Below are 24065 nucleotides of genomic sequence, written 5' to 3'. Positions count from 1 at the left end.
ATAACCTCCATCTCCAGGTCGCACAGGTACCGCCTCACTCTGGCCACCCCAGTCGACGGCGCCGTCTTTCGATCGCTCAATCGGAATGGACCCATCTCCCCCGGACGACGATCACGGTCAGCTTCAAAACGCCGGACGCAGGGCAGCAGGTCAACCGGTGGCCGATGGAGTCCAGTCAGTATTCGGGCTCAATCGCTCGCCGGTTGCGCGCAAACTAATCCGGCGAGCTGTGAGGGAGCCCGCGGGCCTTGCGTTGATACTCGGACGGCGAACAGCGCGGCACTGTCGGGTGCTTGGTCTTACTTATAGGCGCGATACACGGCCATACGCTCTTCGGCCAGCGTGACCAGGTCCTCCGAAAACAGCCCGCGGTAACTCGCGTCGAGAACAAGATTCTCGAATGCGAGGTCAAGGCGCCCTAGGTCCATCAACGCCATGAAACCCGAAGACGGTTGGGGCTGCCCGACAATCTGTCGGGCGGTTTCGACTCCGCCTTGTTCGTTCAGCATTACGAGAAGTTGGCTCGGGCGATAGGCCGTCTCGGCCAAGATCCTGCGGCTGAGCTCGACGGCCTCACGGTGGAACTCGAGGACAAGGTCGCCGGCGGTTGTCGTGCGCGGCGCTGGGGTCGCAGTGTCGTGCGCACCCTCGCTCGGAGCACCCGACGCATCGTCAATTGCCGGCCATTGCTCTCCGTTGGCAGCGGCCGTGACGAGCGCACTGAGTTGATGATCCGTGAGCGAATCTAGGAGTAGTGGTCCTGTCAGGTGAGTTATCCTTTTATAGAGCTGTCGTGCGAAATCGCTACGCGAGCTCGTCTCACTGCTAAGGACTTCGCGCGCAACCGCCCGCACGAGCCGTCTGTTTCGTGCCAGCGCCGAGCGTTCAAACAGCCCCACCAACTCGTCCTCACCGAGGGGATTCCTTGGTTCGGAGTGAAGATCACCAAGAACGTGCTGCCTCATCCACGTCCGTCGCAGCGCATTCCTTGGGCCTCCGAGCACTCGACTTTCATGCAGATCCGGAAAACGGGCCCAGGCCAGATCCGGGAAAACAACAAGAGTCAGGAAGGTCCACGTGCCCGAGTGGGCAGCATCGGCCGGCAAGATGTTCAAGACGGAATGAAGTCGAACTCCAAGCCGCCGATCGAGTTCTGACCGGCGACCGTGAGCGACCTCGTCTCCTGGGCTCCACAAGTCAGCCAGTCCGTCTACGACCTGGATCCTGACGTTCTCGAGCCGTGCCCTCGTCGCAACACTTGCCCCGGTGGCAACCGGTGCAGCCGCTGGATGATCGAACCCGATCAATCTCTCTGCTGATCCGCCTTTAGCGACTGTGTCCTGCAAGCGCGCCCGAAGTTCGAGGCCCAGCGCGTCGCCAATGCGGGGGTACACAAGCGGCATCAGGAAACACCTCGCAAGAAGTCGAATCCCACCTGCAACTTACGCTCGAGGAGCAACGGATCGCGTCGGGCCATTGTCACTACGGAAGCGAGATCCATCGATAGAGCGACCTGTGCGAGTGTGTCGAGCGTGTGACCAACAGACCCGTCCGACCAGCCTGACGGATCGAGCTCGAACTCGCCGTGTGCGACCGAAGAGAACATCTGGCGAGACACGTCGACAGTGAGCACGCTGTGCAACGCACTGGTGACAGGACCGTCAGAAGCGAGCAGTAACGCTGCTGCAGGGTGCTCCGTGTTGAGCAGCAGGCGCACATGTCCCAAGAACGAATCCGCTAGGTCGTCTGGCGTGAACTGGAGCGTCCACGCCGCCGGATCTAGGCCGAGAACACTGAAGGCCACGCCCTCAGTCGGGAAGCGGGTGCCGTCGCCTTCCAGCCGCAGACGAGTGACGCTCGAGCTGGCCAGTCTGGAGCTCGGGCGCCACGCACGGCCATCCGGGTTTGGCTCGCTCACGCCGGTGAAGACCAAGTGGGCGCTCAGCTCGATGGCGTCCGCCAGTGAGCCGGCGGGGGGTTCGACAACTAAAAGGTTCGGCAACCCCATCTCGACATCCGACAGCGCAATCTTCACCGCGAATCGCTCGCCAGTTGCCCTACAGTCAAGCAGTCCGAGTAGCGCGACGTCAGAGGAGTCGGCAATCCCTGCGGAGCGCAGCGCTGAGGCGACGTCGACCGTGGGCTGGATCTCGAAACGGGCACGACTGGAGTAGTCCCAGCCCTTGAGGCGGTCGGAAACCAGTTCTCTCCTCCCATCCAGCTCAACCCACCAAGCGCCCCACTGCACGGCGTCGCCGCGCACGCTCATGTGCGGCAGAAGCCTGCTGTTCACTTCTCGTCCTCCGCAAGTCGTACGTTCACGTCAACCGCGAGCGCGGGGTCGAATTCAAAGACCAGCCACGACTCCTGGCCTGGCTTGAGGGATCGTTCCGGCCCCCGAACCTCCAAACCGTGCATCGGATCGTTCGTCCATCCGACGATGTTGGTCAGAAGCTCGTCTGCGTCGCTTCCACCCTCAACTCCGACGGCTATAGATGCCCGGAGACGAACGGGATCCGCACCTTTGCCTGTGCACGCCACCCGTGCGTAGCCGCGTCGCCGACCTTCGGCCATATCGCCGAGCAAGCTTTCGAGCACCCGCGCCGTCGGGCGGCCGGAGGCCGGCTTCCTCTCGCCACCCTTGCTCGGCCGCCTGCTCGCGGCGTTTCCTTCCAGACCGCCGATCAACCCAGCCAGAGCGTCCGCAACTGCGGCTACGGGTGTGCTCTTCGAAAGCGTGTCCTCATTCGAGGCAAGTGGCCGCAGGAACTCAGTCACTTGCTCCCTGATGCGCCGTAGCGCCACGTTGACGTCCCTCTTCTGCGCCCTGTCCGACATGGATGCTGGGATCCAGTCATCGTGCGCCGGCGGCTCTGCGAGAGCGAAGGAGTCGTCGACATCAGCAACCGGCTTGAACACTCCCGACCATTGGAATGTGGGGTGATCGAGTGGCTGGAACGTCTCGTACTTGACCACGAGCTCGGCGTCATGCCGCATGAGCGCAATGCTCGCCGATGGTTCGCGTACGGGTGCTAGATCCGCCACCCCGGTGAGGGGCTCGCTGATCGGATAACGCGTCAGTGCCAGGTGGCCAAGCAGCTTGCGAGGCTTTTCGCACCAGATCTCGTGGGTGGTCGTGTTGTACACAGGCGTGAACGCAACTCCCTGCTGTGCAGATCGCACCGCCGACAGTGAGTCAACGTGTCCAGCCAGAATTGGATGCTTCGGAAGGTCTGGGATTTGGACAGGCGACCCGTTTAACCACACCTCGAGCTCCATCGGAACGCGCTCGCCTTGGCCGCGGACCATCTTGGGCCAGAGGTGCCACACGCAAGCCTCGGCGAGTCGAGTCACGTCCTCTCTTGGAGAATCGCCTCCCAAGTCGGGATCGATGAGCAGAAGGGAAGTACCGGTCTGAGACTCGGTAAAGCCTGTCCGGAAGATGGCCGAGCCCAAAGTTCGCGCCTCAGCGCCGACCACTGGTTCGATCCGCTCGTCAACCCGGCGTCCCCACCAATGACGCCCCGTGTGCCGAAGTCCGACAGAGCTGAAGCTGGACCCGATTGCAGACCCGATCAGGCGATCCTCGAGCTGACCTTGCACATCGTGGGTGCGCGTCCAGAACACCACCGATCCGGGACGACTGGCTCGGTACGCAATGGTCTTGCCGAATCCGTAAGTGCCTCCACCAAGGTGTACGTCTCGTGGGGCTCCTACATTGAAGATGAGATCGATGAAGTTCGTACTCGCACCAGCCGGTGGTTCCAAGTCGTTGCGGATCGGACCACCAAGCCCCTTGGTGCCCCGATCCGTGATTTCGAGTAGCCAGAGGTCCTCTTTTGCCAAACTCTCGGTGAGCTCTAGTCCGTCGCACGCACCAGTGAAGACCTTGTGACGAAGGATGGAGCGCTCCTCTGCGGTGGCTTGACGCAGGTGAAGGCGAAACACCACATGCGCGTGTCCGACGCGAGCATCCCAGCTATTCTGGGCGGTTTCGCGCACGAGGACTGAGACAGTCGGGATGTTGGGAGTGCCCAGCAGACGCTTCGCGCCTTCTCCATCGATGTCTCCGGGACCGAACACTTTCGGGAACCAGTCGAGCGGAGCAGCGGCCGCAATGTCCTTCGACGAGACCGGCTCATGTTCGGCGAGGTCCGTGTCGATGAAATCGACGCCGGATTCGACTGCTGCCGGGCTGATGGACACCGTCTCAGCAAGTGTTGGGTGCGTGGCCGGCGAAAACGAGGCAGCTAGGGAGGCGTGCTCATCGGATGATGCAGCGCGGCTCGGCTCAGTCGTCTGGCCCGCCATTGCTCGGGCCGCGGCGTCGGCGAACGAGCTCCCATCGACTAAAGCCTGCTTGGCGACCGTCCACGGCGCCCCTACGGGCTTGCCCCCGAGCGCTCGGATATGTGCTGCCAGAACGGTGTTGGGTGTGATCTCTGTCGCCCTGAAGTGGCCGGCCACCGGAGTGAGAGCCTGTTCGAGGTCCTCCATCAAGGAATCCACCGTTCGATGTCTGTCCTGGCGTCGCCGTCCACGGAGACCGGGCGATCTGCGACGTCGAGATCCACGTAGTAGCTGACACGCGAGACCCCTCGCGTCGCGGCCTCAGGCAACCGAGCGCGCGTCAGGCCTGGAAAGTTGTTCGATACGTGCCAGAGTCTGATACCTCGGCTCGTGAAGCGAGCCGCGTCCACATCCGACTCAAAGGTGTAGCCGTACTGGCTGACCTTCCGGATGAGAGCCTGCTTGTCGACGCCCGCCGCGAACAGCTCGCGCATCCGATCATCCAAAGTTTTTCCTGCTGCTTCCTCTCGGAAGTGAACGACAACCAAGTGCAATCGGTCGACCAACGACGAATCGAGCTGGTCGAGGTTGCTGATCCGGATGAAGCTGGGATCGACAGCAGCGGTGGACTTCACCTCGAGGGCATGTCGGCCGTGGACGAAGTCGTGTGGCTCTTGGGCAGGTCCACGCCACGCATTCAGCGCTTCCGCAGGTGCTGATTTGGCGAGCAAAGTCAGAACCTCGAGCTCCGCAGCAAGCCCCATCGCAGTCTCCCGGTCGAGGCGATCCAGACTCGCAACCTGCAAGAGCTGGCGCCACTCCCCCAAGACCGTTGCGAGGATTGCTTCTGGGTGCTCGGAGGAGGCCGCCAACCGCTGCAGGGCATCGTCCGCCAGATGCTCGAACACCAAAGTGAGTTTGGCATCCAGGCAAGCAAGATCTGCGAACACAATTTCTTGTCCGTTGAGCACCAGAGTGCGCGCGGAGAGAGTAACGCCTCTCGATCCTGCATCTCGCGCAATGTCGACGTCGGAATCAAGCGGTACGAGAACGTGAGGGAGTCCGCTGTCATCGAGCGCAACCCGGACCGGCCCGTGTGTGAGCGTCACGCTGGTGACCCGCGACTGAAACTGGCCGCCCCAAGGAGCGACTGGCGCAGTCCGAAGCAGCACGAACTCCTCCGAAACGTCAGTCACACTGCCCCACCGATCTCGGCGCCATCCACGTTGTGGCTTCCTTCGCGATCGACAGGAAGGTCGTCAGCGTCGACATCGGTTTCAGGAGTCCAATCGGGACGTACAGCGAAGTAGTCGGCGTCGGTGGACCTGAGTGAGTCAGCTCCCTCCGGGAACACGAGACCGAGGGCTACCTGCGCGATCGTGGCCTCGGACTTGCGGCGGCTCTGTTCTCGCCCCGGTAGTGGTGCCCTCAATGGGACCGAGTGTTCAGACACTGCGTACACGACGATCAGACCTTGATCGCTGAGCCCGAGATCATCTCGAACTTCTGCGTACTTGAGTCCGCTGCCGTAGGACTCTCGCACCAGGTCGGGATCGGCATCCAAGACCCAGTCCGGCTGGGACAGCAACGCCTTGATGTTGCCCGCGTCCTTTACGTCACGCAGGGGGGCACGATTGACTTTCGGCAGGACGATCCCCGAGCCAAGATCGAGAGACCCGAGCTCGACGACATCGCCGTCAGGAGTACGGGCCCGTTTGGACGACCCCGTAAATACGACATTCCAAGTTTGCTCGGCCGCGCACTGCTCGATCCACCCAGCGATGTGATCCGAGTTCAAACCAGGCTGACCGGCGTGGAAGGCGTAGCTGCGCAGGAAGTCCAAGATGTCAGCAACCGGGACGCCGTGGAACTGCCGACGTTCGGCGTTCTGGATACCCGGCCCTCCACGCTCGACGCAGGCTGCAGCGAGGTCTCGGGCGGCGGCGATGTTCTCTTCGAGCACCGCAGTCTCACGCTCGTGAAGGATGAACGTTTGATGCCTCTGCCCGGCATAGCTCACGCGAACCAACTCAGCGTGACGCATCTTGGCTTTGGCCGTTATCGCAAGCCGTCCCGGATGCGCTCGAACCCGGACACCGAACTCGCGCGGGGTAACCCCTCGCGATTCCAGCCGCCGCATGTCAATGCGGATCTCCTCTTCGACAAGTGCCAGGAACTGGAAGTCGTCACGAAGGTCCTCCGTCATCCATACACGCGGGAGGTCCTCATATCCCGGCCGGTAGCCGAACCAGCGACCCATTTGCAGCAGGGTGTCGTAGGTGTTGCTGCTTCGAAGGAAGTAGCTCACCACTAAGCCTTCAAGCGTCAGTCCACGTGACAGCGTGCCACCGCCTACTGCGATGACGGTCTCCACGACCGGGGTCCCCTCCGCGTCCGTTCGACCGTAATCGAGACGGTCGTCTGAGTAGCCGTTGTCGACAACGACTCGGACGGCTTCAAGGACTCGTGGGACTTGACCGCTGACAGCCGTCCAGCTAGGCATGTCGGCGCTTCGCACTTCCGCGGCTCTACCTTCTTCGGCCATGAAGGTCTTGTGCAAATGTTTGAACCTGTCCTGCGAAACGTCCTTGGCCAAATCCGCGAGGCGCGCGACGAGCCGATCGCGCGTGACGAAGTGCGGCGCCACGAATGCAGTGGTGTGGACGAGCATCGAGCTGTGGTCGGTCTCTTGACCCCGAGCCCACCTGATGGCGGTCGCCAGGATGAACCAGTCCACGGCATCCTTGAGCGACTGCGGAAGTTCGGGGTCGAATCCTTCTCGGGCGGCCCTCCCCGCCGGCGGCTTGAGCGAGGATGCGTCATCGTCCGAAACGATGCGCACCATGTCGAGAGGCTCGTCGGGGTCCTCCGCATCGGGAAGATCGGATCGGCCGAAGAGACGCTCCGCACCGAAGTACGCCATTGGCCGCGGTAGGTCGATGATGAAGTTCGAGGGGTAGAGGTCCTCGTCGTCGTTCGGGTTGATGAACACGTTGGCGAACGGCGTCGCCGTGTATCCCACGTAGGAGCCGGTCGGCACCTCCGCCCAGATCTCCTTGAGGAGTTCGTTAATCCGGGTGACCGCACCTTGTGCGGAGGCGCTATTAGGCGTTGCTTGATCGGCCTCGTCATCTAGGATGAGGATCGGGCACCGTGCTCTGGTTCCTTCGTCGATGTCACGCAGCCAGTCGCGAAGCCTCTGCAACCGAGCAGCGTTCTTCTTCACGACAGCGACTGCAGGGCGCTCGCTGGTTAGTAGCGCCGCGCCATTCACCACCTTGCCGAAGTCGCTGTCTGCGTCCGTCAGCTCACCCCAGTCGTAGGTGTCGAGATCGCGCGAAATCCGCACCTGCGTCTGTCGGCGGAGATTGTTGTGCATACCCGACAGGACGATGAAAAGCTTGAACCCAGCGTCGGCAGCCTTGGCTATGACAGCGGTGTAGTTGGCCGTCTTTCCGGACTGCACGTATCCGACAACCAAGCCCTTCTTCTTCAGCCCCTTGATGCCGGGGTCTCCAAAGTGACTAACTACCTTTGTCGACGCGACATCGATGTCGGCGACCACGTCTGCCAGACCTGAGGCTTCGAGGCGCTCACGGAGCTTCGGCCAGTGCTCGTCTCCGTCCTCGGGGCCGGTGTACCACAACTGCTCGTTCGCCGACTCCGCGTTGGCACGGTACTCAGAGCTGCGAACGCCCCCGGGGACGTCCAAGAACTGGAAGGCAGCGGCCTCCGTTCGAATCTCCTCCACAACAGCGTCAATCACCGATGTGTCAGTCAGACCCATGCCTCGGATGAAGTCGGCAGCTGCTTCAGCCAGCGACAGCTTGCGCCTCCGTTGGGCGTCGATGATTGCGCGGCGGACGTACTCCGGATCCACTCTCTCCGATTCCCCCTCGGAAGACGCGAGACGCGACCTACAGGGCCGGTCCGAACTGCCCGACCTTAACTTGCTCGTTCGCGCAGAGGGCTCGAATCTTCAGGAAACCACCCCTCAGGAGGCAGGCGACAGCTTGCCTAAAGGCGCTGGCTCTCCGTCGATGAGCGCATGGACGATCTCGCCAATCTTTCGCGCCAAGAGCGGAGGCACTGCATTTCCGACCTGGTGATACTGCTGTGTTCGGTTGCCAACGAACAGGTAGTTGTCTGGGAACGTCTGCAAGCGCGCGGCCTCTCGGACGGTCAAGCTGCGCATCTGCAGCGGATCTGGGTGGATGTAGTAGTGACCGTCCTTGGCGATGTGTGACACGACGGTGGTGCTCGGAGAGTCCCAAGGCTGAACTCGGAATCGGTCCGCGAACGGCGCATCCGCACGCGACGCGTTCCTGTGGTTTGGAGCGAGATGGCTAGGTAGGTCCATCACCTTCGGGAAGCTTCCTTGGCCCGCCATGTAAGACAAATACGCGTATCGCTCCAAGTCACCACGCATGTGACGCCGCGCCTCATGGAGCGAGACACCGTCCAACGAACGGTCAACCAGCCACTCCCCCAGCTCCCCATCAAGCCGTGGTCGGTAGTCGAGCCACCTAGCGCCTTGGAACCGGGGTATCGATGTCGCATGAGGGCTCTGAGCCTCCGCTAGAGCCGCGGCCACAAGCCTCGCCTCATGCCATGCTGACGGCGAGTCGGACGAAAGCGGGCTGAGTCGAGATCGCACAGCCGGTAGGTCCCCGATGGCGGATCGCAGACTGACAGGTGACTGCTTCTGCAGAACTGCGCTCTGCCTCGCTGCGAGGTCCTCACGAATCCCAAGAAGGATCACACGGTGCCGGCGCTGCGGGATCCCATGTTCCTCTGCACGGATGACGAAGTCAGACGGCGTCAGATCGGCGGCGGCCCGAGGCACGACAAGCGATCGCAGTTCGTAGCGCAAACCAACCCGGGGCGCCTCGAGGTCCTCTTTTATGCGCCCGAAGATGGGCCCGCCCTCGTGCTGCGACGAGAGCATCCCCTTGACGTTCTCCATCACGAAGACTGCAGGCTCAAACTTGGCAATGATATTGAGGTATTCGCGGTACAGGATGTGCTTGTGGTCGTCCTTGAACGACGGATCTCCTGCTCTCCGTGAACGTCCGGCAAGGGAGTACGCCTGGCACGGTGGTCCGCCGATGAGTACCCAATTTTGCAGCTCTCCAGCCAGCCGCTGACGAATTACATCGTCAGACTGCTTCCGCGTCGCCTCTCCGAGTTCCAACTGCTGAACCTCCGCAAAGGCCTCCTTTGCGTGAATCTCAACTTCGTCGCGCGCAAAAAACTCGGGAAGCGAAATCCGGCCCATCAAGAGATCGACATACGCGCGAGGCATCCCGTCCGCCGCAGCCCGCAGCGACCGGAACGTCGCCCGCAGCCGAAGGGTCTCACATGCCCAAGGGTCCATCTCGAATGACGCGACCGTGCTGAAGCGCTGCAGTCCCGCATCGTCCGCGATCGAAGAGAAGCCTTCGTTCAAGCCGCCGGGCCCAGCAAAAACGTCGATGACGGGAATGGTCACGCCCTCACCTGTCTCCTGTTCATCTACGACCAAGCGTTAGCGCTTGAGTTTGCGCCAAGTGTCCCCGATGGGTCCGACAACACGTGGCGCGACACAGGCTGAGCGCAACCCGACGCCTCGGCCTCTCCGTCAGCCAAGCGTGACAGACGCGCGCCCAATGGCTCACCTACGCCATCGCAAGCTCGTGCGCGAGTGCTGTACTGGGTCAGTGAGCAAGAACGAGCCGGCCCGCATCCGCCCGGACGAGGAGTTGTCTCGGCGCATGTCGCGTCGGGCGCGAAAAGACACGGCGCCTGAGCTCGCGCTGCGCCACGAGCTCCACCGACGCGGCTTGAGGTACCGCGTGCAGGTCAAGGTCCCAGGGAACAATCGCCGGACGATCGACGTCGCGTTCACTCGCGCAAAGGTAGCCGTTTTTGTGGATGGATGTTTTTGGCATGGGTGCCCCAACCATCATGTGCAGCCTCTAGCGAATAGTGAATGGTGGCAATGGAAAGTGGAGTCAAATCGTGCGAGAGATAGGGACACTGATCGGCTCCTGCGGGATGCCGGTTGGTCAGTCGTCCGCGCTTGGGAGCACCAAGACCCGTCGGTTGTCGCCGGTCAGGTCGAAACACTGGTCCATAGCAAGATCGCGGCGCCTACAGAGCCAACCGACAAGAGGACCGCAACTCAGCGGATAACTTCGCGGAAGGTGACGGAGCATAAGCAACTGTCTTCCGGCGACTCGCTCCCTAGCGGCGAATAAGTGTCAGTCGTAAGACCTACTCCGTAAAAGTGTAGTTAAGTATCTTCTCCAAGATACCTGTGGCATTCTCGTCCTCCCAACCAATCTCTTCGCCAAGTTCCGTTGCCCTCTTGGCTTGACGAAGAATGCGAAACCTGTCAAGCAGCCAAGATCGATGGATTAACGTCGGATCATGCCAATCGCCCGCAACATCCCGAAAGCACAGCGGAATAAGACACGTCGCTACCGCTGGCGACCTAACTTGGACTATCTGGTCCCACGCCGCGCTCGTCACCGAATGTTGCTTGACATGCCACTCCCGACCTGTCGCTGCCTGCGCGAAGATGACAAGCCGACTTGACAAGTCGTCCCCTGGGTTCACGGACGCGACCACGTCTAGCCCCCGATCACCATTTTCTGACCTAGCGATCTTCTCAGCATCCGGCTGCATCACCTCGCCCAAGTAAGAGGCGAGTGAACGCGCCCGAGCCACAAAGTTTCCAGAGAACAATGAGTTGTTACCTTGGGCGGTTCCGAAGACATGAACGGACGCCCCCGGAACACTCAATTCGAGCACCCGCGCGCATAGGCGCTCGAAAGACTTGGCAAGCAATCCATGCTGTGAAACGTACCTTCCGGAGGCACATGACAGAAGAAAGATGTAGGTGCGTTGCACTTGATCCAAGCTGCCTAGGCGACGGATCTCCTCCCCGCTGACGTCAAACGGGTACGTGTCGGCGTAGAGTAAATAACGAGTCTCAATCAGGTCAAAAACCTCGTTCGCGAGCCGGTGCCTGTTGTCGACTGCCCGCGCGGCTGCTGAATTGTTGTCGTCGCCGGCGCCCCCTACGTGACCGACCTGATCAGCGTCCGACTGCTGCGCTACGTCCTCGTCCGGGCCCTCGCTTTCTGGGCTGTCCTCAGGATCGAGCCGCAAGATTCCGACCAAGTCCCCCCGCGTTAGTGCTCGGTCCGGCGCCACTAGGCACCGCAACTCGACGTAATCAGCCCAGAGATGTACTTCCTTCAATGCATCACTGGGCGGCGAGCCAACCACCTTAAGCGGGGATGAGCTTTCACCACCAAGTTTTGGCCGGGAGCGGGATCGAACGCGGCTCACAACGCACGCTCGATCATCCCGCGTCGAAGCGACTCGCACTCCATTCGCACCTCGTCCACCGACGATAACTCGACTTGGGTAACCTCAACTGCGTCCGCTTCGACCAATCTTCGTGCAGAGAGCAAGTCTGCCAGGACCTCGACCAGTGTGGCATTCAGCGAAAACTCCTCTCGCCCCACCAGCCGATGCGCCATATCCAAGCTGGTCCCGCGAACCCTTAGCGCACTCAATGCGTCTGGATGCTCAAGGACTTCCACGAGTTTGGTCATGTTGCGAGACTCCTGCAGGACGGTCGCCCTGCCCTGAATCTTCTCATATAGCCAGCGGGTCAACTGCTCCAGTTCCGAGATTTCCAGCCCGTCTAGCGAAAAGTCCTGACCATCCTCGAGTCCGACGAAGTGAGCCACTGCCGGTCGATTCATGCATAACACCAGCAAAGAGAATGACAGTGTAGTCTCGTCGAGATCCTCTATGCCGAAGAATTCACTCTCTTCGATTGCGTTATACAGACCCAGTGAAGTTAGCAACCGCGCCACGTAGTCAGACCTGCTGCCAATACTTTTCGCAATGTACTTGAGCCGGTCGAAGTATTCGTCAGGACCCGCGTCGCTGTCCCACAGGCGCTGAAGATAGCGCGCTTTTGCTAACGGCCCCCACTCCTGAATGCCAGTGATGTGACGGTAGCCCAGCATGTTAAGGACTTCATCTTCGTCGTCGAAGATCAGCGCCGGAATTGTGCTGGGAGTAAAATCGGCTTCCGCGGCAGCCGTGGCAACGGCGCGCTTCTTTGTGGTTGCAAGGTCGGGATTGGCGAGCAATAGACACGCTCCAAAACGCCTGTTTCCCTCTAGGACCTTATATGTGTCGTCGCCGCTGGGGGTCACGAGGATCGGCTCCCCGGGGAAGTAGCCCTGCTGTCCGATTGAACGCATTAATTCGAGCAGATTCGCCGAGTCGAGCAACCACTCGATTGCTACCTCTCGGGTGGTGCCGTGGTGATGAGTCGGAAGTCTGGGGTTTTCTGGATCGAATTCGAGTTCTCCGAGCCGTAAGTACTTAAGCTGTCGATCGGCATGCGGGTCGTCGGTCAACGTTCCTCCCGGGAGCGCGAGTGGTTGCAGAGGGAGGCTGGACTCGCTTCACCTCCAAGTTGGCGCAATCATGACATCCGGCTCCGACGCCGGTGGCAACAACGGAGCCAACTGACGCGTTTAGACCTTCGCGGGCGCCTACCAAAACGACCAGTCCGTCCCTATCCGTCTCCACTTGAGTGCGCTTGGTTAGCAGAGCGCCAAGACCGGTCCGGGTTCGGGTTCGGCACGGGCGAGCACGTTGCTTTCTAGGCGGCAGGTAGACTCAGATGCCTCAGGCGCACCAGAAGACTCCAACTGGACGTGCATCTCCCGTCTTTCATTCGATCGCACCTGCGCCCTTGGGGCAAGCGGGCTGGCGCATACTCGTCTATCAAACGCAGAGAAGCAGCGACGGGATGGCCTGCAGTCGCTACTGTTTACTCGATGGCTAAGACCTACGGACACGAGTTTCCCGAGCGACCACTGATGGCTGTGATTTCCGATCTTCTGGGCATTGCGCACTTCACAACCAGCCGAGGATCCACAGTCAGAGCTGACTTTTTGGCGGCGACACTGACTGCCCTTGATGGCGACGCCACCGGCCTGAACAAGGACGAACTGCTCGCAGCATGTGTGGCCGTTGCCACCGGCGCAGAATTCGACCGATCGCTCTTGTCACCTGGAGGCACAGTCACCAACGCAGCCCTTCAGGTGATCGTGGATGGCATCACCGAAAAGGGGGTCCGTGGTCGACTTGCGGGACGGCCTCTGGCCGAGGCCGCCCCGTTCGAGCTGACCGACTTCGATCCCGACGACGTCAGAGATGAACGAAATCGCCAACTGGCCGAACGAGCCGCGCGAGAAGGTCAGAATCGTTTTCGGACCAATGTGTTGAACGCCTACGGGGGTCGTTGCGCGCTGTCTAGAAGCGACGCGGTTCCGGCACTTGAGGCAGCCCACATCACCCCTTACCTCGGCGCGCGAACCGACGTGATCAGCAACGGGATCTGCTTGCGCGCCGATCTGCACCGGCTTTGGGACCGCGGTCAGATCGCCCTGCAGGAGGACACCAAGCAGATCCTCATCTCTGGCGCGATGCGCGCAACGACCTACGCCGACCTTGCTGGCCAGCGAGCATCCCTTCCGAGCGGGGAGAACAGCCCCTCCTGGGCCGCGCTAAGAGCTCACCGGATGTGGTGTGGACTCTGACGTAGTTCGCTCAGCGCATCGTCGGGGTTTGAGGGTGAGGCTGACACGCTGAGCACGATGTTCGCGGGGATCTGGTCAAGGTGTCTCAGGACGTACTCGCGGAACACGTAGTACGCGGCGCCGACGTTCACGCCGTTGCCCATCTGCTTGTAGGAGGCGGGGTCCTTCTGGGCGATCGGTTCATCGATCCCCAGGATCCCAGGCTCACTCCTGAGGAACTCGAAGGAGTCCGGGAGGCCTTGGAGCCGCGCCGTCTCCCGCGGCGTGAGACGGCGGCGGTCGCCCAAGATCGAGGTCTGGGTGATGGCAACCAGCGCGGGCACATAGTCCGGCCGCTTGGCTCGGATGCCCGAGGGGCGGAAGTGCATGATCGTCTCGGCGAGAGGCCGGTGCGGACCCGCCTGCCACTCGAACTTCCGCCGAGACGGCGGGAACGCATCGAGCTGCATGCGGAACTTGTCGAGGACCTCGCTGTGCCTGTCGTAGAACTCCGCGTTCTTGAGCAGGAAGTTCTTCTTCCATGCCGGGAACGGCGTGCCCTTCACGGCAGCGACGTCGATCATGTCGCTCGCCGCCTCGAGCGAGCGCCACTCGTCCGCCCAGATCGGGAAACCGGGAAGCCGCTCGTCCGGACCTAGCCTGTCAGCCACAAGGGTCAGGATCCGGTCCCAGGTCTGGATCATCTTGACCTCGGCACCATCGAGCTCGTACTTCTTGTCGACCTCTGCGGCCGCCTGGAGCGGAAGGTCGCGCTCGAGGTTCCATTGGTCCTTGCGCCAGTCGAGGTCGAGCGACTTGGGCGAGACGATCGGGTCGTCGAAGTTCGCGGGGTCCTGAGCAGCCTCGACCCCGACGTAGTGAGCGAGGATGAAGACGCGCTCACGGACCTGCGGTCGACCGCCGAGGTGCCGCGGTAGGAGGTGCGGGGAGAACACCGCCGGCTCGCTCGCAGTGCGGTAGCCGAGCTCGCGCAGCGTGCGTACGATGGTCCTGAACGTCGTGTCGCGGTGGCGCGGACCGGCAAGGTTCCGGACGTTCTCAAGAAGCACCACGGACGGGCGTCGCTCCGGGTCCTCGAGGATCTTGGCGATGTTCCAGAAGAGCGTGCCGCGAGTCTCGTCCATTCCACGCTGGAAGCCGCTCTTGGAGAATGGCTGACACGGGAAGCCGGCCGCCAGGACGTCGGCGTGTGGGACGCGTACCTCGGGATCGGTGAGCGCCACGATGTCCCCGCTCACGCCGAACGACTTCACGCCGGGAGGCAGGGGCGCGCTCGCCTCACGGAGCGGGCGGAGCCAGTTGTGGTCGTAGACCGCAGCGGCGTCGGGGTCGATCTCGCTCGCGAACGCCCACGTGCCACCTGCGGCGTGCAGCGCAGCGTGAAAGCCGCCGATGCCGGCGAACAGGTCGCTGAAGGTGAAGCTGGGCGTCGAGCTCATGTTCGAAGCGTATGCCTCTCGGGCGGCCATATGACAGACGTGTTCCGCGTGTTGTGGACGAGGGCGGACCGCGTAGTGCGGCCCGCCCTCGACGTGTCGTTCAGGTCAGCTGCAGCCGCTCGTGCTCCCGCAGCCCTCGCACACGTAGCAGGACCCAGCAGGCCGCATCTTCGTGCCGCAGGTCATGCAGAGCGGGGAGTCGACCGCGGTGCCGGTGAGCTTCTCGAAGAGCTCGGCGGTGGTCTTGGCCTCCGCCGGGGCCGGCTTGACCGACGCCTCGACGATGTCGACCGGAGCGACCTCCTCGGCGACGACCTGGGCCGGTGCCTCGACGAGCTCGGCAGCCGAGCCGGTCTCCTCGACGAGCGGCTCGTAGGAGCCGGTCTCGAGGTGGCGCTGGCGCTCCGCGGCGGAGTAGATGCCGAGCATCGAGCGCTCCTCGAAGGACAGGTAGTCCAGGGCGAGGCGGCGGAAGATGTAGTCCATGATCGACTGCGACATCCGCACGTCCGGGTCGTCGGTGAGGCCTGCGGGCTCGAAGCGCAGGTTGGTGAACTTCGAGACGTAGGTCTCCAGCGGGACGCCGTACTGCAGGCCGATCGACACCGCGATCGAGAAGGCGTCCATCACGCCGGCCAGGGTCGAGCCCTGCTTGCCGAGCTTGAGGAAGACCTCGCCGAGCTGGCCGTCGTCGTGGGCGCCCGAGGTCATGTAGCCCTCGGCACCGCCGACGGTGAACGACGTCGTACGGGAGACGCGCGACTTCGGAAGGCGCTTGCGGACCGGGGCGTAGACGACCTTCTCGACGACCTTGGTCTCGACGGCCGAGTCGGCGGCAGCCTTGTCGGCAGCGTCCTTCTTGGCCTTGCCGCCACCGTCGGAGAGGGGCTGGCCGACCTTGCAGTTGTCGCGGTAGATCGCGGTGGCCTTGAGGCCGAGCTTCCAGGACTGCAGGTAGACGTCCTCGATCTCCTCGACCGTGGCGTTCTCCGGCAGGTTGACCGTCTTGGAGATCGCGCCGGACAGGAACGGCTGCGCGGCAGCCATCATCCGCACGTGGCCCATCGGCTTGAGCGAGCGGGCGCCCATCGCGGTGTCGAAGATCTCGTAGTGCTCGGTCTTGAGGCCGGGCGCGTCGACCACGTGGCCGTGCTCGGAGATGTAGGCGACGATCGCCTCGATCTGCTCCTCCTGGTAGCCCAGCTTCTTCAGGGCCCGCGGGATCGTCTGGTTGACGATCTGCATCGAGCCGCCACCGACGAGCTTCTTGAACTTCACCAGCGAGAAGTCGGGCTCGATGCCCGTCGTGTCGCAGTCCATCATGAAGCCGATGGTGCCGGTCGGCGCGAGGACCGAGGCCTGCGCGTTGCGGAAGCCGTTCTTCTCACCGGTCTTGATGACGTCGGCCCAGGCCTGCGTCGCGAGCTTGTGCACGCGGCCGTCCTCGGTGTGCAGGACGCGGACGACGTCGTTGGCCGCCTGGTGCTTGCGCATCACGCGCTTGTGGGCGTCAGCGTTGCGGGCGTAGCCGGCGTAGGGGCCGACGATGCCGGCGAGCTCGGCGCTGCGCTTGTAGGACGTACCGGTCATGAGCGACGTGATCGCGGCAGCCATCGAGCGGCCGCCCTCGGAGTCGTACCCGAGGCCCATCGCCATCAGCAGCGCGCCGAGGTTGGCGTAGCCGATGCCGAGCTGGCGGTAGTCGACGGTGGTCTTGCCGATCGGCTCGGTCGGGAAGTCGGCGAAGCAGATCGAGATGTCCATCGCGGTGATGATGAACTCGACGGCCTTCGCGAAGAGGGCGGCGTCGAAGGTGTCGTCGTCCTTGAGGAACTTCAGCAGGTTGAGGCTGGCGAGGTTGCAGGACGAGTTGTCGAGCGACATGTACTCCGAGCACGGGTTGGACGCGGTGATGCGGCCGGTCTCGGGGTTGGTGTGCCAGTCGTTGATCGTGTCGTCGTACTGCAGGCCCGGGTCGGCGCACTCCCACGCGGCCTGGCTGATCTTGCGGAACAGGTCGCGGGCGTCGACGGTCTCGATGACCCGGCCGTCCTCGCGGGCCTTGAGGCCGAACGACGTGCCGTCCTCGACCGCACGCATGAACTCGTCGGTCACGCGGACCGAGTTGTTGGCGTTCTGGTACTGGACCGAGGTGATGTCGGCGCCGCCGAGGTCCATGTCGAAGCCGGCGTCGCGCAGCGCGCGGATCTTGTCCTCCTCGCGCGCCTTGGTCATCACGAACTCCTCGATGTCCGGGTGGTCGACGTCGAGGACGACCATCTTGGCCGCGCGACGCGTGGCGCCGCCCGACTTGATGGTGCCCGCGGAGGCGTCGGCGCCGCGCATGAAGGAGACAGGACCCGACGCCGTACCGCCGCTGGAGAGCAGCTCCTTGGACGAGCGGATGCGGGAGAGGTTGAGGCCGGCACCGGAGCCGCCCTTGAAGATGAAGCCCTCCTCCTTGTACCAGTTGAGGATGCTGTCCATGGAGTCGTCGACGCTCAGGATGAAGCAGGCCGAGACCTGCTGCGGCGAGGCGGTTCCGACGTTGAACCAGACGGGGCTGTTGAAGGAGAAGTACTGGTTGACGAGCAGCCAGGTCAGCTCGTGCTCGAACGTCTCGGCGTCGGCGTCGCCGGCGAAGTAGCCGTGGTCGATGCCGGCCTGGGTGTACGTCTTCACGACCCGGTCGATGAGCTGCTTGAGGCTCCACTCGCGGGCGTCGGTGCCGACGGCGCCGCGGAAGTACTTGGTGGTGACGATGGTGGAGGCGTTGACCGACCAGAAGTCGGGGAACTCCACGCCGCGCTGCTCGAAGACGGTCTCGCCGGTCTTCCAGTTCTGCTGGACGACGTCGCGACGCTCCCAGGTGATGGCGTCGTAGGGGTGCGTGCCCTTCGTGCTGAAGACACGCTCGAGCTTGAGGCCCTTGCCCTTCGCCTTCGAAGCGCCGGTGCTCACCGTCTCGGTCATGGAGTTCCTCTATCCCTGGTTGTCTCTACTGCTGCGAGGGGTCGTCTCGCGTGATGTTTGGTAGGCCCGGCAGACCGCTTCCCCACGATCTGCCGGGCCGTTCTGGGGTCAGCCCGTCGTGGCGGGCTGATCGTGGGTCGCGCGTTCGAGTCGCAGCATGGCGATCTCGGCCGTGAAGTCGTCGGCCGACTCGAAGGCGCGGTAGACGCTCGCGAAGCGGAGGTAGGCCACCTCGTCGAGCGCGCGGAGCGGGGCGAGGATGGCGAGGCCGACCTCGTTGGCGTCGAACTCGGCCTGGCCGCTGAGGCGCAGCGCGTCCTCGACGTCCTGGCCGAGGCAGGCGAGCTGCGCATCGGTGACCGGGCGGCCCTTGCAGGCCTTCCGGACGCCGGCGATCGCCTTGTCGCGGTTGAAGGGCTCGGTCGCGCCGGAGCGCTTGAGCACGGTGAGCTGCATCTTCTCGACCGTCGTGAACCGGCGGTCGCACTCCGAGCACGTACGGCGCCGGCGGATCGAGCCGCCGTCGTCGGCGACGCGGGAGTCGAGGACCTTGGTGTCCTCGTTCTTGCAGTACGGACAGTGCATGGCAGCCTCTCCTCTCGGGTCGTCGTGCGGGCGCGCTTCGTAGGCCCTGCAAGGGGTGTGAATGAACTGTGGATAACCGGCTCGTGGGTGTGGGCGAAGCCCGGTCCCTCTGTGAGTGAGCTGGGGATAACTACAGCGGTGTAAGTACTAGATGTAGTGGTAACCGTACGTCCCGACCACAACACTTGGCAAGAGAACGCCGGACATCGCGTGGGCTTTTTGTGCTCGTAGGTAAAACCGCAGGTCAGCCGCCGTTATGCCCGGTCTGGACCCGCGATCGTTGGCGTGTCGGCCTCAACCGTTGGGCCGATCAGGTGTCCCACTCAGGCCACATCCGTCACAATGATCCCGTGTCTACGGGGAAGCGGGCTGGGTCGCGTCGCGGGCCCTCCGCGCCACGGACGCTGAACAGGGCGGCACTCGTCATCGGGGCCGCGATCACCCTGTGCGTCGTGGCCTGGGGCTACCTCGTCTACGCCGCCATCGACTTCGGTACGGCCGCGCGTGGAGGCAACTCGTCCGCGTGGTCCTTCATGGCGCTGGCGTGCCTCGGCGCGATGGCCTGCCTGTTCGTCGGCCTGCTGCTGGTGGCGCGGTTGCTGAGGGCGCTGGGGATCACCTCGCCTCCTGAGTCACCCTCATCCCCCACCGGGCCTCGGCCGGTCGGTGGCAAGCGCGCCGCTCGCTGACCTGATCGTGGAAGTTCCGGGTCAGCATGCGGCTCGGAAGTTCCACAATCCCGTCGGAGTCCTCGCTCGAGCGGGGACTCCGACCACTGCGCGGTGTCGGTGACGCGGATGCCGCACCACAAGCACCGCACAAGCTCTGCGGTCAGCGGAGGACGAGCTGGGGCAAGGCCTCGACGACCTGGAGGTCCTGGTCTTCGCCGTCGATCCAGATGGTCGACGGGATCTGCTGGGGCTGGCCCCCGTTGACAGTGAAGCTCGCGTCGCCGTACTGGGTGTCGACGCTCACGACCACCTTGTCGGTCGTCTCGTAGACGTGCGCGACGTCGAGGTCCGGGTACGGCGCTCCCGGGCTCGTCGTGGTCGTCGAGGTCCCGTCGCCTAAGTGCCACTCGTACGCGATGGGGCGGGCGGTGACGACGACGTCCGACCGGACGAGGGTCACCGGGATGTTCGTCGCGTCGGTGTTGTCCGTGTAGAAGTTCGTGTCCAGGTTGACCAGGGTCTTGCCGCCCGGCGGCTGGACCGCGAGCTCGGACGCCGGCCAGTCGAGGTTCTCGAACGCCTTGAGGACCAGGACACGAATCGGTGGCGGGTCGCCAACCTTCTGTTCTTCACCTGCCGTCAAGCATGCGGTGCCGACTGCCACGCCATCTTTGTAGAGCGTGAAGCGCGTTCCCGGAACGCCCGCCGCCGTCGTGCACTCCTGAGGGTTGAAACAAGCGCCTTCAGGCGTCCGCCCGTCGTCCTTGCACAGTTGACGGACGGCCCAGGTGGAGTTCGGATACTTGGCCTTCTCTTCTTCGATCTCCCCCGCCGATTTATCGGCGCATTCCTGACTTGCGAAGACTAGGTCTGCCTCAACGTCATCGCACCCGGCTGAGGCAGGCCCGCTTGGCACGATCACCAGAAGCGCGGCACAAACCGACGCGACCACCCACGCAATCAGCAGTCTCATCCGGGCAACTCCTTGCTTTCAAGAACCTGCCAACTCGATTTAACTGGCTCAAGCACGATCAGTTGCACGCCGCGGCCGCCCTCGAGCCGCTGCCACGGTCCATTCGCCGTCTCTCGATATCGCGTAGGCGCGGATCGCACGACATAGCGGAAAGCGTTGGCGCTAGCCGCTCCACGAGGAGCTAGATCCAGGATTGTCCACCCGTCCCATTCGACGGCCCCGCCTCCGTCGTAAATGTCGGACACCGTCTGAGCGATCTTCTTGCAGTCATCACAGTTCGGACCAAGGCTGAGGAACTCTCTGGTGTCCCCAGTTACGAACATCCGTTGGTTGACCTCTACCCACCGGCGGATGAAGTCCTCGGCGCTCTCCTGCTCCGGTGTCTCGGACTCCGTGGGCGAAGGCGTCGTGGGCGTCGGCGAGATGGTCGGCGGATCAGGGATGCTCGGCTCGGGGTCACTGCAGCCCGCGAGCAGGAGAGGTCCTGCGAGGGCGATCGCGAGGATGCGGCGTACGTGCATTGGTGTGCCTTCCCGAGACAACGTCAGCACGCTGAAACTACCCATCAGGACGCCGGTCGAACCAGCCCCACGGCAAAGCCTGTGGAGAACCTCCGCGAAGGTGGCGGCGCACGACACTCCGAACGGGCGATTCGATGTCGTGTGCCGCCACCCTCGCTGCAACCGATGTCGTGTGCCGCCACCCTCCGCGACAACACGGGCCTCCAGGCACGAAATGCGCGAGGGGCGGGCCCGCCCGGGCCCGCCCCTCGTCTTCCCCTTGGTTCCACCAGCCGGGGTCGAAGCGGCTGATGGAGGCCTCTGCGTCAGTCGGTGAGAACCGGGACGCGGAGCTTCTGGCCGGCCGCGAGGCCGGTGGACTCGAGGGCGTTGAGCCGCTCGATATCGTTCATCACGCCGCGGACGTCGCCATCGGTGGCGATCTCGCTGGCGATCCTCCACAGCGTGTCGCCGGGCGCGACCTGGACGATCTCGGTGGGCTCGGGCTGACCGGCCTCACCCGTACCGACGGCGCCGCCGGCGAGCACGAAGGCCGCGGTCATGACCACGAACAGCGAGGTCAGGAAGACCACGAGCCGACCGCGCCGGGTGAGGCGCACCGTCGAACGACGGACGGTGGTCGGGACGAACGCGGGTGCAAGGCTGAGGGTGCTCATGGTGGCCTCCTGGGGAAGATCAGCCGGTCTGGGTTTCTGTTGATCCATGTCTAGAGGGAGCCACCGACAGTGGGTCTGGAGCGTCGGGGTCGATCAGACGTTCGATCGAACAGGTGTACGACGTTAGAGCACGTGTTCGAACGACGCAAGCATCCGGTCGAACAATTGTTCGGCATGTCGAACGGCGTCGATCGCGACACGCAGGTTCGAACAGGTGTTTGATCCCGGGCCGGGTCGAGGACTACGGTGAGCGGACTTGCTTCCCGCGTCGAGAGGTTCCCAGTCATGGCCAGGTCGGACGACAAGACAGTCATCGAGATGCCGGACGGTCCCCCGGACGCCACGGGGCTGACCCCGCGCCAGCAGCGCGTGCTCGCCACGATCAAGGACTCCATCGAGTCCAAGGGCTACCCGCCCAGCATGCGCGAGATCGGCCAGGCCGTCGGCCTCACGTCGTCCTCCAGCGTGGCCCACCAACTGCGCGTGCTCGAGGGCAAGGGCTTCCTCAAGCGCGACCCCAACCGGCCCCGCGCACTCGAGGTCTTCCTGCCCGAGGTGATGGCGGCCCGCCGCTCCATCTCCAGCGGCGAGGAGTCGAGCGTCGACGAGACCGGGATCGGCGACGTCTCCCCCACCGCGATCAACATCCCGCTCGTCGGCCGCATCGCCGCGGGTGGCCCGATCCTCGCTGAGCAGGACGTCACGGATGTCTTCCCGTTGCCCAAGCAGCTGGTCGGCGACGGCACGCTCTTCCTCCTCGAGGTCTCCGGGGACTCGATGGTCGACGCGGCCATCTGCAACGGCGACTACGTCGTGATCCGCCAGGAGCAGACCGCGGACAACGGTCAGATCGTCGCCGCGATGATCGACGGCGAGGCCACCGTGAAGACGTTCCAGCGCAAGGACGGCCACGTCTGGCTGCTGCCGCACAACGAGGCGTACGACCCGATCCCCGGCGACAACGCCACGATCCTCGGTGTCGTGACGGCGGTGCTGCGGAGCCTCTGACGGGTCTCGCGACAGTCGCTGCGCGACCTCCTCGGCCAACGAAGGGGTGGTCGCGCATTGAAGGGTGACCGCGCGCGGGACACGATGGCGGCATGAGCGACGCCGAGAAGACCTACGACTACGTCATCGTCGGAGCGGGGGTCGCCGCGGCCAGTGCCGTGAAGGGCATCCGGTCCGGCGACTCCAGCGGATCGATCGGGGTGTTCGGCTCCGAACCCGACAAGCCGGTCTACCGGCCGGCCCTCTCCAAGGACCTGTGGCTCAAGGACGACGAGACCCTCGAGGGCAGCTCGCTCGCCGGCGACCTCGAGGACGACGACCACGTCGACCTGGTCACCGACACCACGGTGACCGCGATCGACCCCGACGCGCACGTCGTACGCCTCGCCGACGGCAGCAGCGTCGGCTACGGCTCGCTGCTGCTGGCGACCGGCGCGGAGCCGCGCACGCTCGCGGTCGACCCCGGACCGCGGGTCATCTACTACCGGACTGCAGCTGACTACGAGCGCCTGCGCGCAGTGGCCGACAAGGGCAGCCACGTCGCCGTCGTGGGCGGCGGCTACATCGGCTCGGAGATCACCTCGGCCCTCGTGCAGAACGACGTCCAGGTCACGCTCGTCCTCGACCTCGAGGACGTGCAGGAGACGATGTTCCCGCGCGCGCTCGCGGCGACCCTCACCAAGGCCTTCGCAGACCGCGGCGTCACCGTCGTGCACGGCTCGGTCGCGGGCGGCGAGGAGTCCGACGGCGGCGTCCGCATCCGGCTCGAGGACGGCACCGACATCGCCGCCGACGCCGCGGTCATCGGCGTCGGCGTCCTCCCCCGCACCGGTCTCGCCGAGGCGGCCGGCCTCGACGTCGACAACGGCATCGTCGTCGACGACCACCTGCGCACCAGCGCGACCGACGTGTACGCCGCGGGCGACGTCGCGTCCTACCCCGACGCGCTCCTCGGGCGCCGTCGCGTCGAGCACGTCGACCACGCCGAGAAGTCCGGCGAGCACGCCGGCAAGGTGATGGCCGGGGCCGACGAGGCCTACGACTACACGCCCTTCTTCTGGTCCGACATCCTCGACGCCGGCTACGAGGCGGTCGGCGAGACCAGCAGCCAGCTCGACATGGTCGAGGACTGGAAGGACGGCCAGGTCGGCACCGGCGTCGTCTACTACCTGAAGTCGGGGTCGGTCCGCGGCGTGCTGCTCTGGAACGTCTGGGACAGCGTCGACAAGGCGCGCGACATCATCGCGGAGACGGGCAAGGCGCCGGTGAGCGACGTGGCGTCGCTGCGGGGTCGGATCCCGTTCGGCTGACCGGGTCTCGTGACGCGAC

17 protein-coding genes are annotated in these 24065 nt (G+C 63.9%); 5 read left to right on the top strand and 12 right to left on the bottom strand.

All coding sequences use genetic code 11. The features are described 5' to 3' along the window. Window positions 1-299 precede the first annotated feature (299 nt). From JI751_RS16675 to JI751_RS16650, 6 genes are all read right to left on the bottom strand, one after another. The gene (locus JI751_RS16675; protein WP_504739129.1) at window positions 300-1403 is read right to left on the bottom strand and encodes a DUF6339 family protein; all 1104 of its coding nucleotides are present in this window, start codon (window positions 1401-1403) and stop codon (window positions 300-302) included. Next, complete coding sequence (locus tag JI751_RS16670) at window positions 1403-2293, bottom strand: hypothetical protein (protein WP_236666407.1); 891 nt, start codon at window positions 2291-2293, stop codon at window positions 1403-1405. Before JI751_RS16670 ends, JI751_RS16675 begins: the two co-directional genes overlap by 1 nt. After that, window positions 2290-4497 carry a hypothetical protein gene (locus JI751_RS16665; protein WP_201939069.1) on the bottom strand — a complete coding sequence of 736 codons (2208 nt, stop codon included), beginning with the start codon at window positions 4495-4497 and terminating at the stop codon, window positions 2290-2292. Before JI751_RS16665 ends, JI751_RS16670 begins: the two co-directional genes overlap by 4 nt. Continuing rightward, window positions 4497-5399, bottom strand: coding sequence for a PD-(D/E)XK motif protein (locus JI751_RS16660; protein ID WP_201939067.1), 903 nt, complete (start codon window positions 5397-5399; stop codon window positions 4497-4499). The genes JI751_RS16665 and JI751_RS16660 overlap by 1 nt, the downstream gene beginning before the upstream one ends. Window positions 5400-5482: 83 nt before the next feature. Next, complete coding sequence (locus tag JI751_RS21990) at window positions 5483-8170, bottom strand: Z1 domain-containing protein (protein WP_201939065.1); 2688 nt, start codon at window positions 8168-8170, stop codon at window positions 5483-5485. A 114-nt stretch (window positions 8171-8284) separates the two neighbouring features. After that, on the bottom strand, window positions 8285-9781 hold the full coding sequence (locus JI751_RS16650) for a DNA cytosine methyltransferase (RefSeq protein ID WP_201939064.1): 1497 nt from the start codon (window positions 9779-9781) through the stop codon (window positions 8285-8287). A 67-nt stretch (window positions 9782-9848) separates the two neighbouring features. On the opposite strand from JI751_RS16650, the gene JI751_RS16645 reads away from it, so the two are divergent. Then, window positions 9849-10529 (top strand): very short patch repair endonuclease, encoded by a 681-nt coding sequence (locus JI751_RS16645; protein ID WP_307814312.1) that lies wholly within the window; start codon window positions 9849-9851, stop codon window positions 10527-10529. 1095 nt (window positions 10530-11624) lie between these two features. Here the strand turns inward: JI751_RS16645 and JI751_RS16640 are convergent. Then, complete coding sequence (locus tag JI751_RS16640) at window positions 11625-12719, bottom strand: ParB N-terminal domain-containing protein (RefSeq protein WP_201939060.1); 1095 nt, start codon at window positions 12717-12719, stop codon at window positions 11625-11627. Between the two features lie 426 nt (window positions 12720-13145). Between JI751_RS16640 and JI751_RS16635 the strand changes: the two genes are divergently transcribed. Then, window positions 13146-13910 carry an HNH endonuclease gene (locus tag JI751_RS16635; protein WP_201939058.1) on the top strand — a complete coding sequence of 255 codons (765 nt, stop codon included), beginning with the start codon at window positions 13146-13148 and terminating at the stop codon, window positions 13908-13910. On the opposite strand, the gene dcm is transcribed toward JI751_RS16635, so the two are convergent. The 3 genes from dcm to nrdR form a co-directional block, all read right to left on the bottom strand. Next, a complete protein-coding gene (gene dcm / locus JI751_RS16630) occupies window positions 13886-15379 on the bottom strand; it encodes a DNA (cytosine-5-)-methyltransferase (RefSeq protein WP_201939057.1) in 1494 nt (497 codons plus the stop codon). The genes JI751_RS16635 and dcm overlap by 25 nt on opposite strands. Window positions 15380-15454: 75 nt before the next feature. After that, window positions 15455-18322, bottom strand: coding sequence for a vitamin B12-dependent ribonucleotide reductase (locus JI751_RS16625; protein ID WP_201939055.1), 2868 nt, complete (start codon window positions 18320-18322; stop codon window positions 15455-15457). Window positions 18323-18430: 108 nt separating this feature from the next. Further along, window positions 18431-18907, bottom strand: coding sequence for a transcriptional regulator NrdR (gene nrdR, locus JI751_RS16620; protein ID WP_129474086.1), 477 nt, complete (start codon window positions 18905-18907; stop codon window positions 18431-18433). A 452-nt stretch (window positions 18908-19359) separates the two neighbouring features. Between nrdR and JI751_RS16615 the strand changes: the two genes are divergently transcribed. Then, window positions 19360-19596 carry a hypothetical protein gene (locus JI751_RS16615; RefSeq protein WP_201939053.1) on the top strand — a complete coding sequence of 79 codons (237 nt, stop codon included), beginning with the start codon at window positions 19360-19362 and terminating at the stop codon, window positions 19594-19596. Window positions 19597-19738: 142 nt separating this feature from the next. On the opposite strand, the gene JI751_RS16610 is transcribed toward JI751_RS16615, so the two are convergent. Continuing rightward, window positions 19739-20551 carry a hypothetical protein gene (locus JI751_RS16610; protein WP_201939051.1) on the bottom strand — a complete coding sequence of 271 codons (813 nt, stop codon included), beginning with the start codon at window positions 20549-20551 and terminating at the stop codon, window positions 19739-19741. An 826-nt stretch (window positions 20552-21377) separates the two neighbouring features. Next, the gene (locus JI751_RS16605; protein ID WP_201939049.1) at window positions 21378-21728 is read right to left on the bottom strand and encodes a LysM peptidoglycan-binding domain-containing protein; all 351 of its coding nucleotides are present in this window, start codon (window positions 21726-21728) and stop codon (window positions 21378-21380) included. A 285-nt stretch (window positions 21729-22013) separates the two neighbouring features. Between JI751_RS16605 and lexA the strand changes: the two genes are divergently transcribed. Together lexA and JI751_RS16595 are read left to right on the top strand one after the other, a co-directional pair. Beyond that, the gene (lexA, locus tag JI751_RS16600; protein WP_201939047.1) at window positions 22014-22736 is read left to right on the top strand and encodes a transcriptional repressor LexA; all 723 of its coding nucleotides are present in this window, start codon (window positions 22014-22016) and stop codon (window positions 22734-22736) included. A gap of 92 nt (window positions 22737-22828) precedes the next feature. Further along, a complete protein-coding gene (locus JI751_RS16595) occupies window positions 22829-24046 on the top strand; it encodes an NAD(P)/FAD-dependent oxidoreductase (RefSeq protein WP_201939046.1) in 1218 nt (405 codons plus the stop codon). Window positions 24047-24065 lie beyond the last annotated feature (19 nt).

The sequence above is a fragment of the Nocardioides baculatus genome (assembly GCF_016735675.1).
GTDB lineage: Bacteria > Actinomycetota > Actinomycetes > Propionibacteriales > Nocardioidaceae > Nocardioides > Nocardioides baculatus.
Note: the sequence above shows the minus strand (reverse complement) of the source record. Positions and strands in the feature narration are given on the sequence as shown.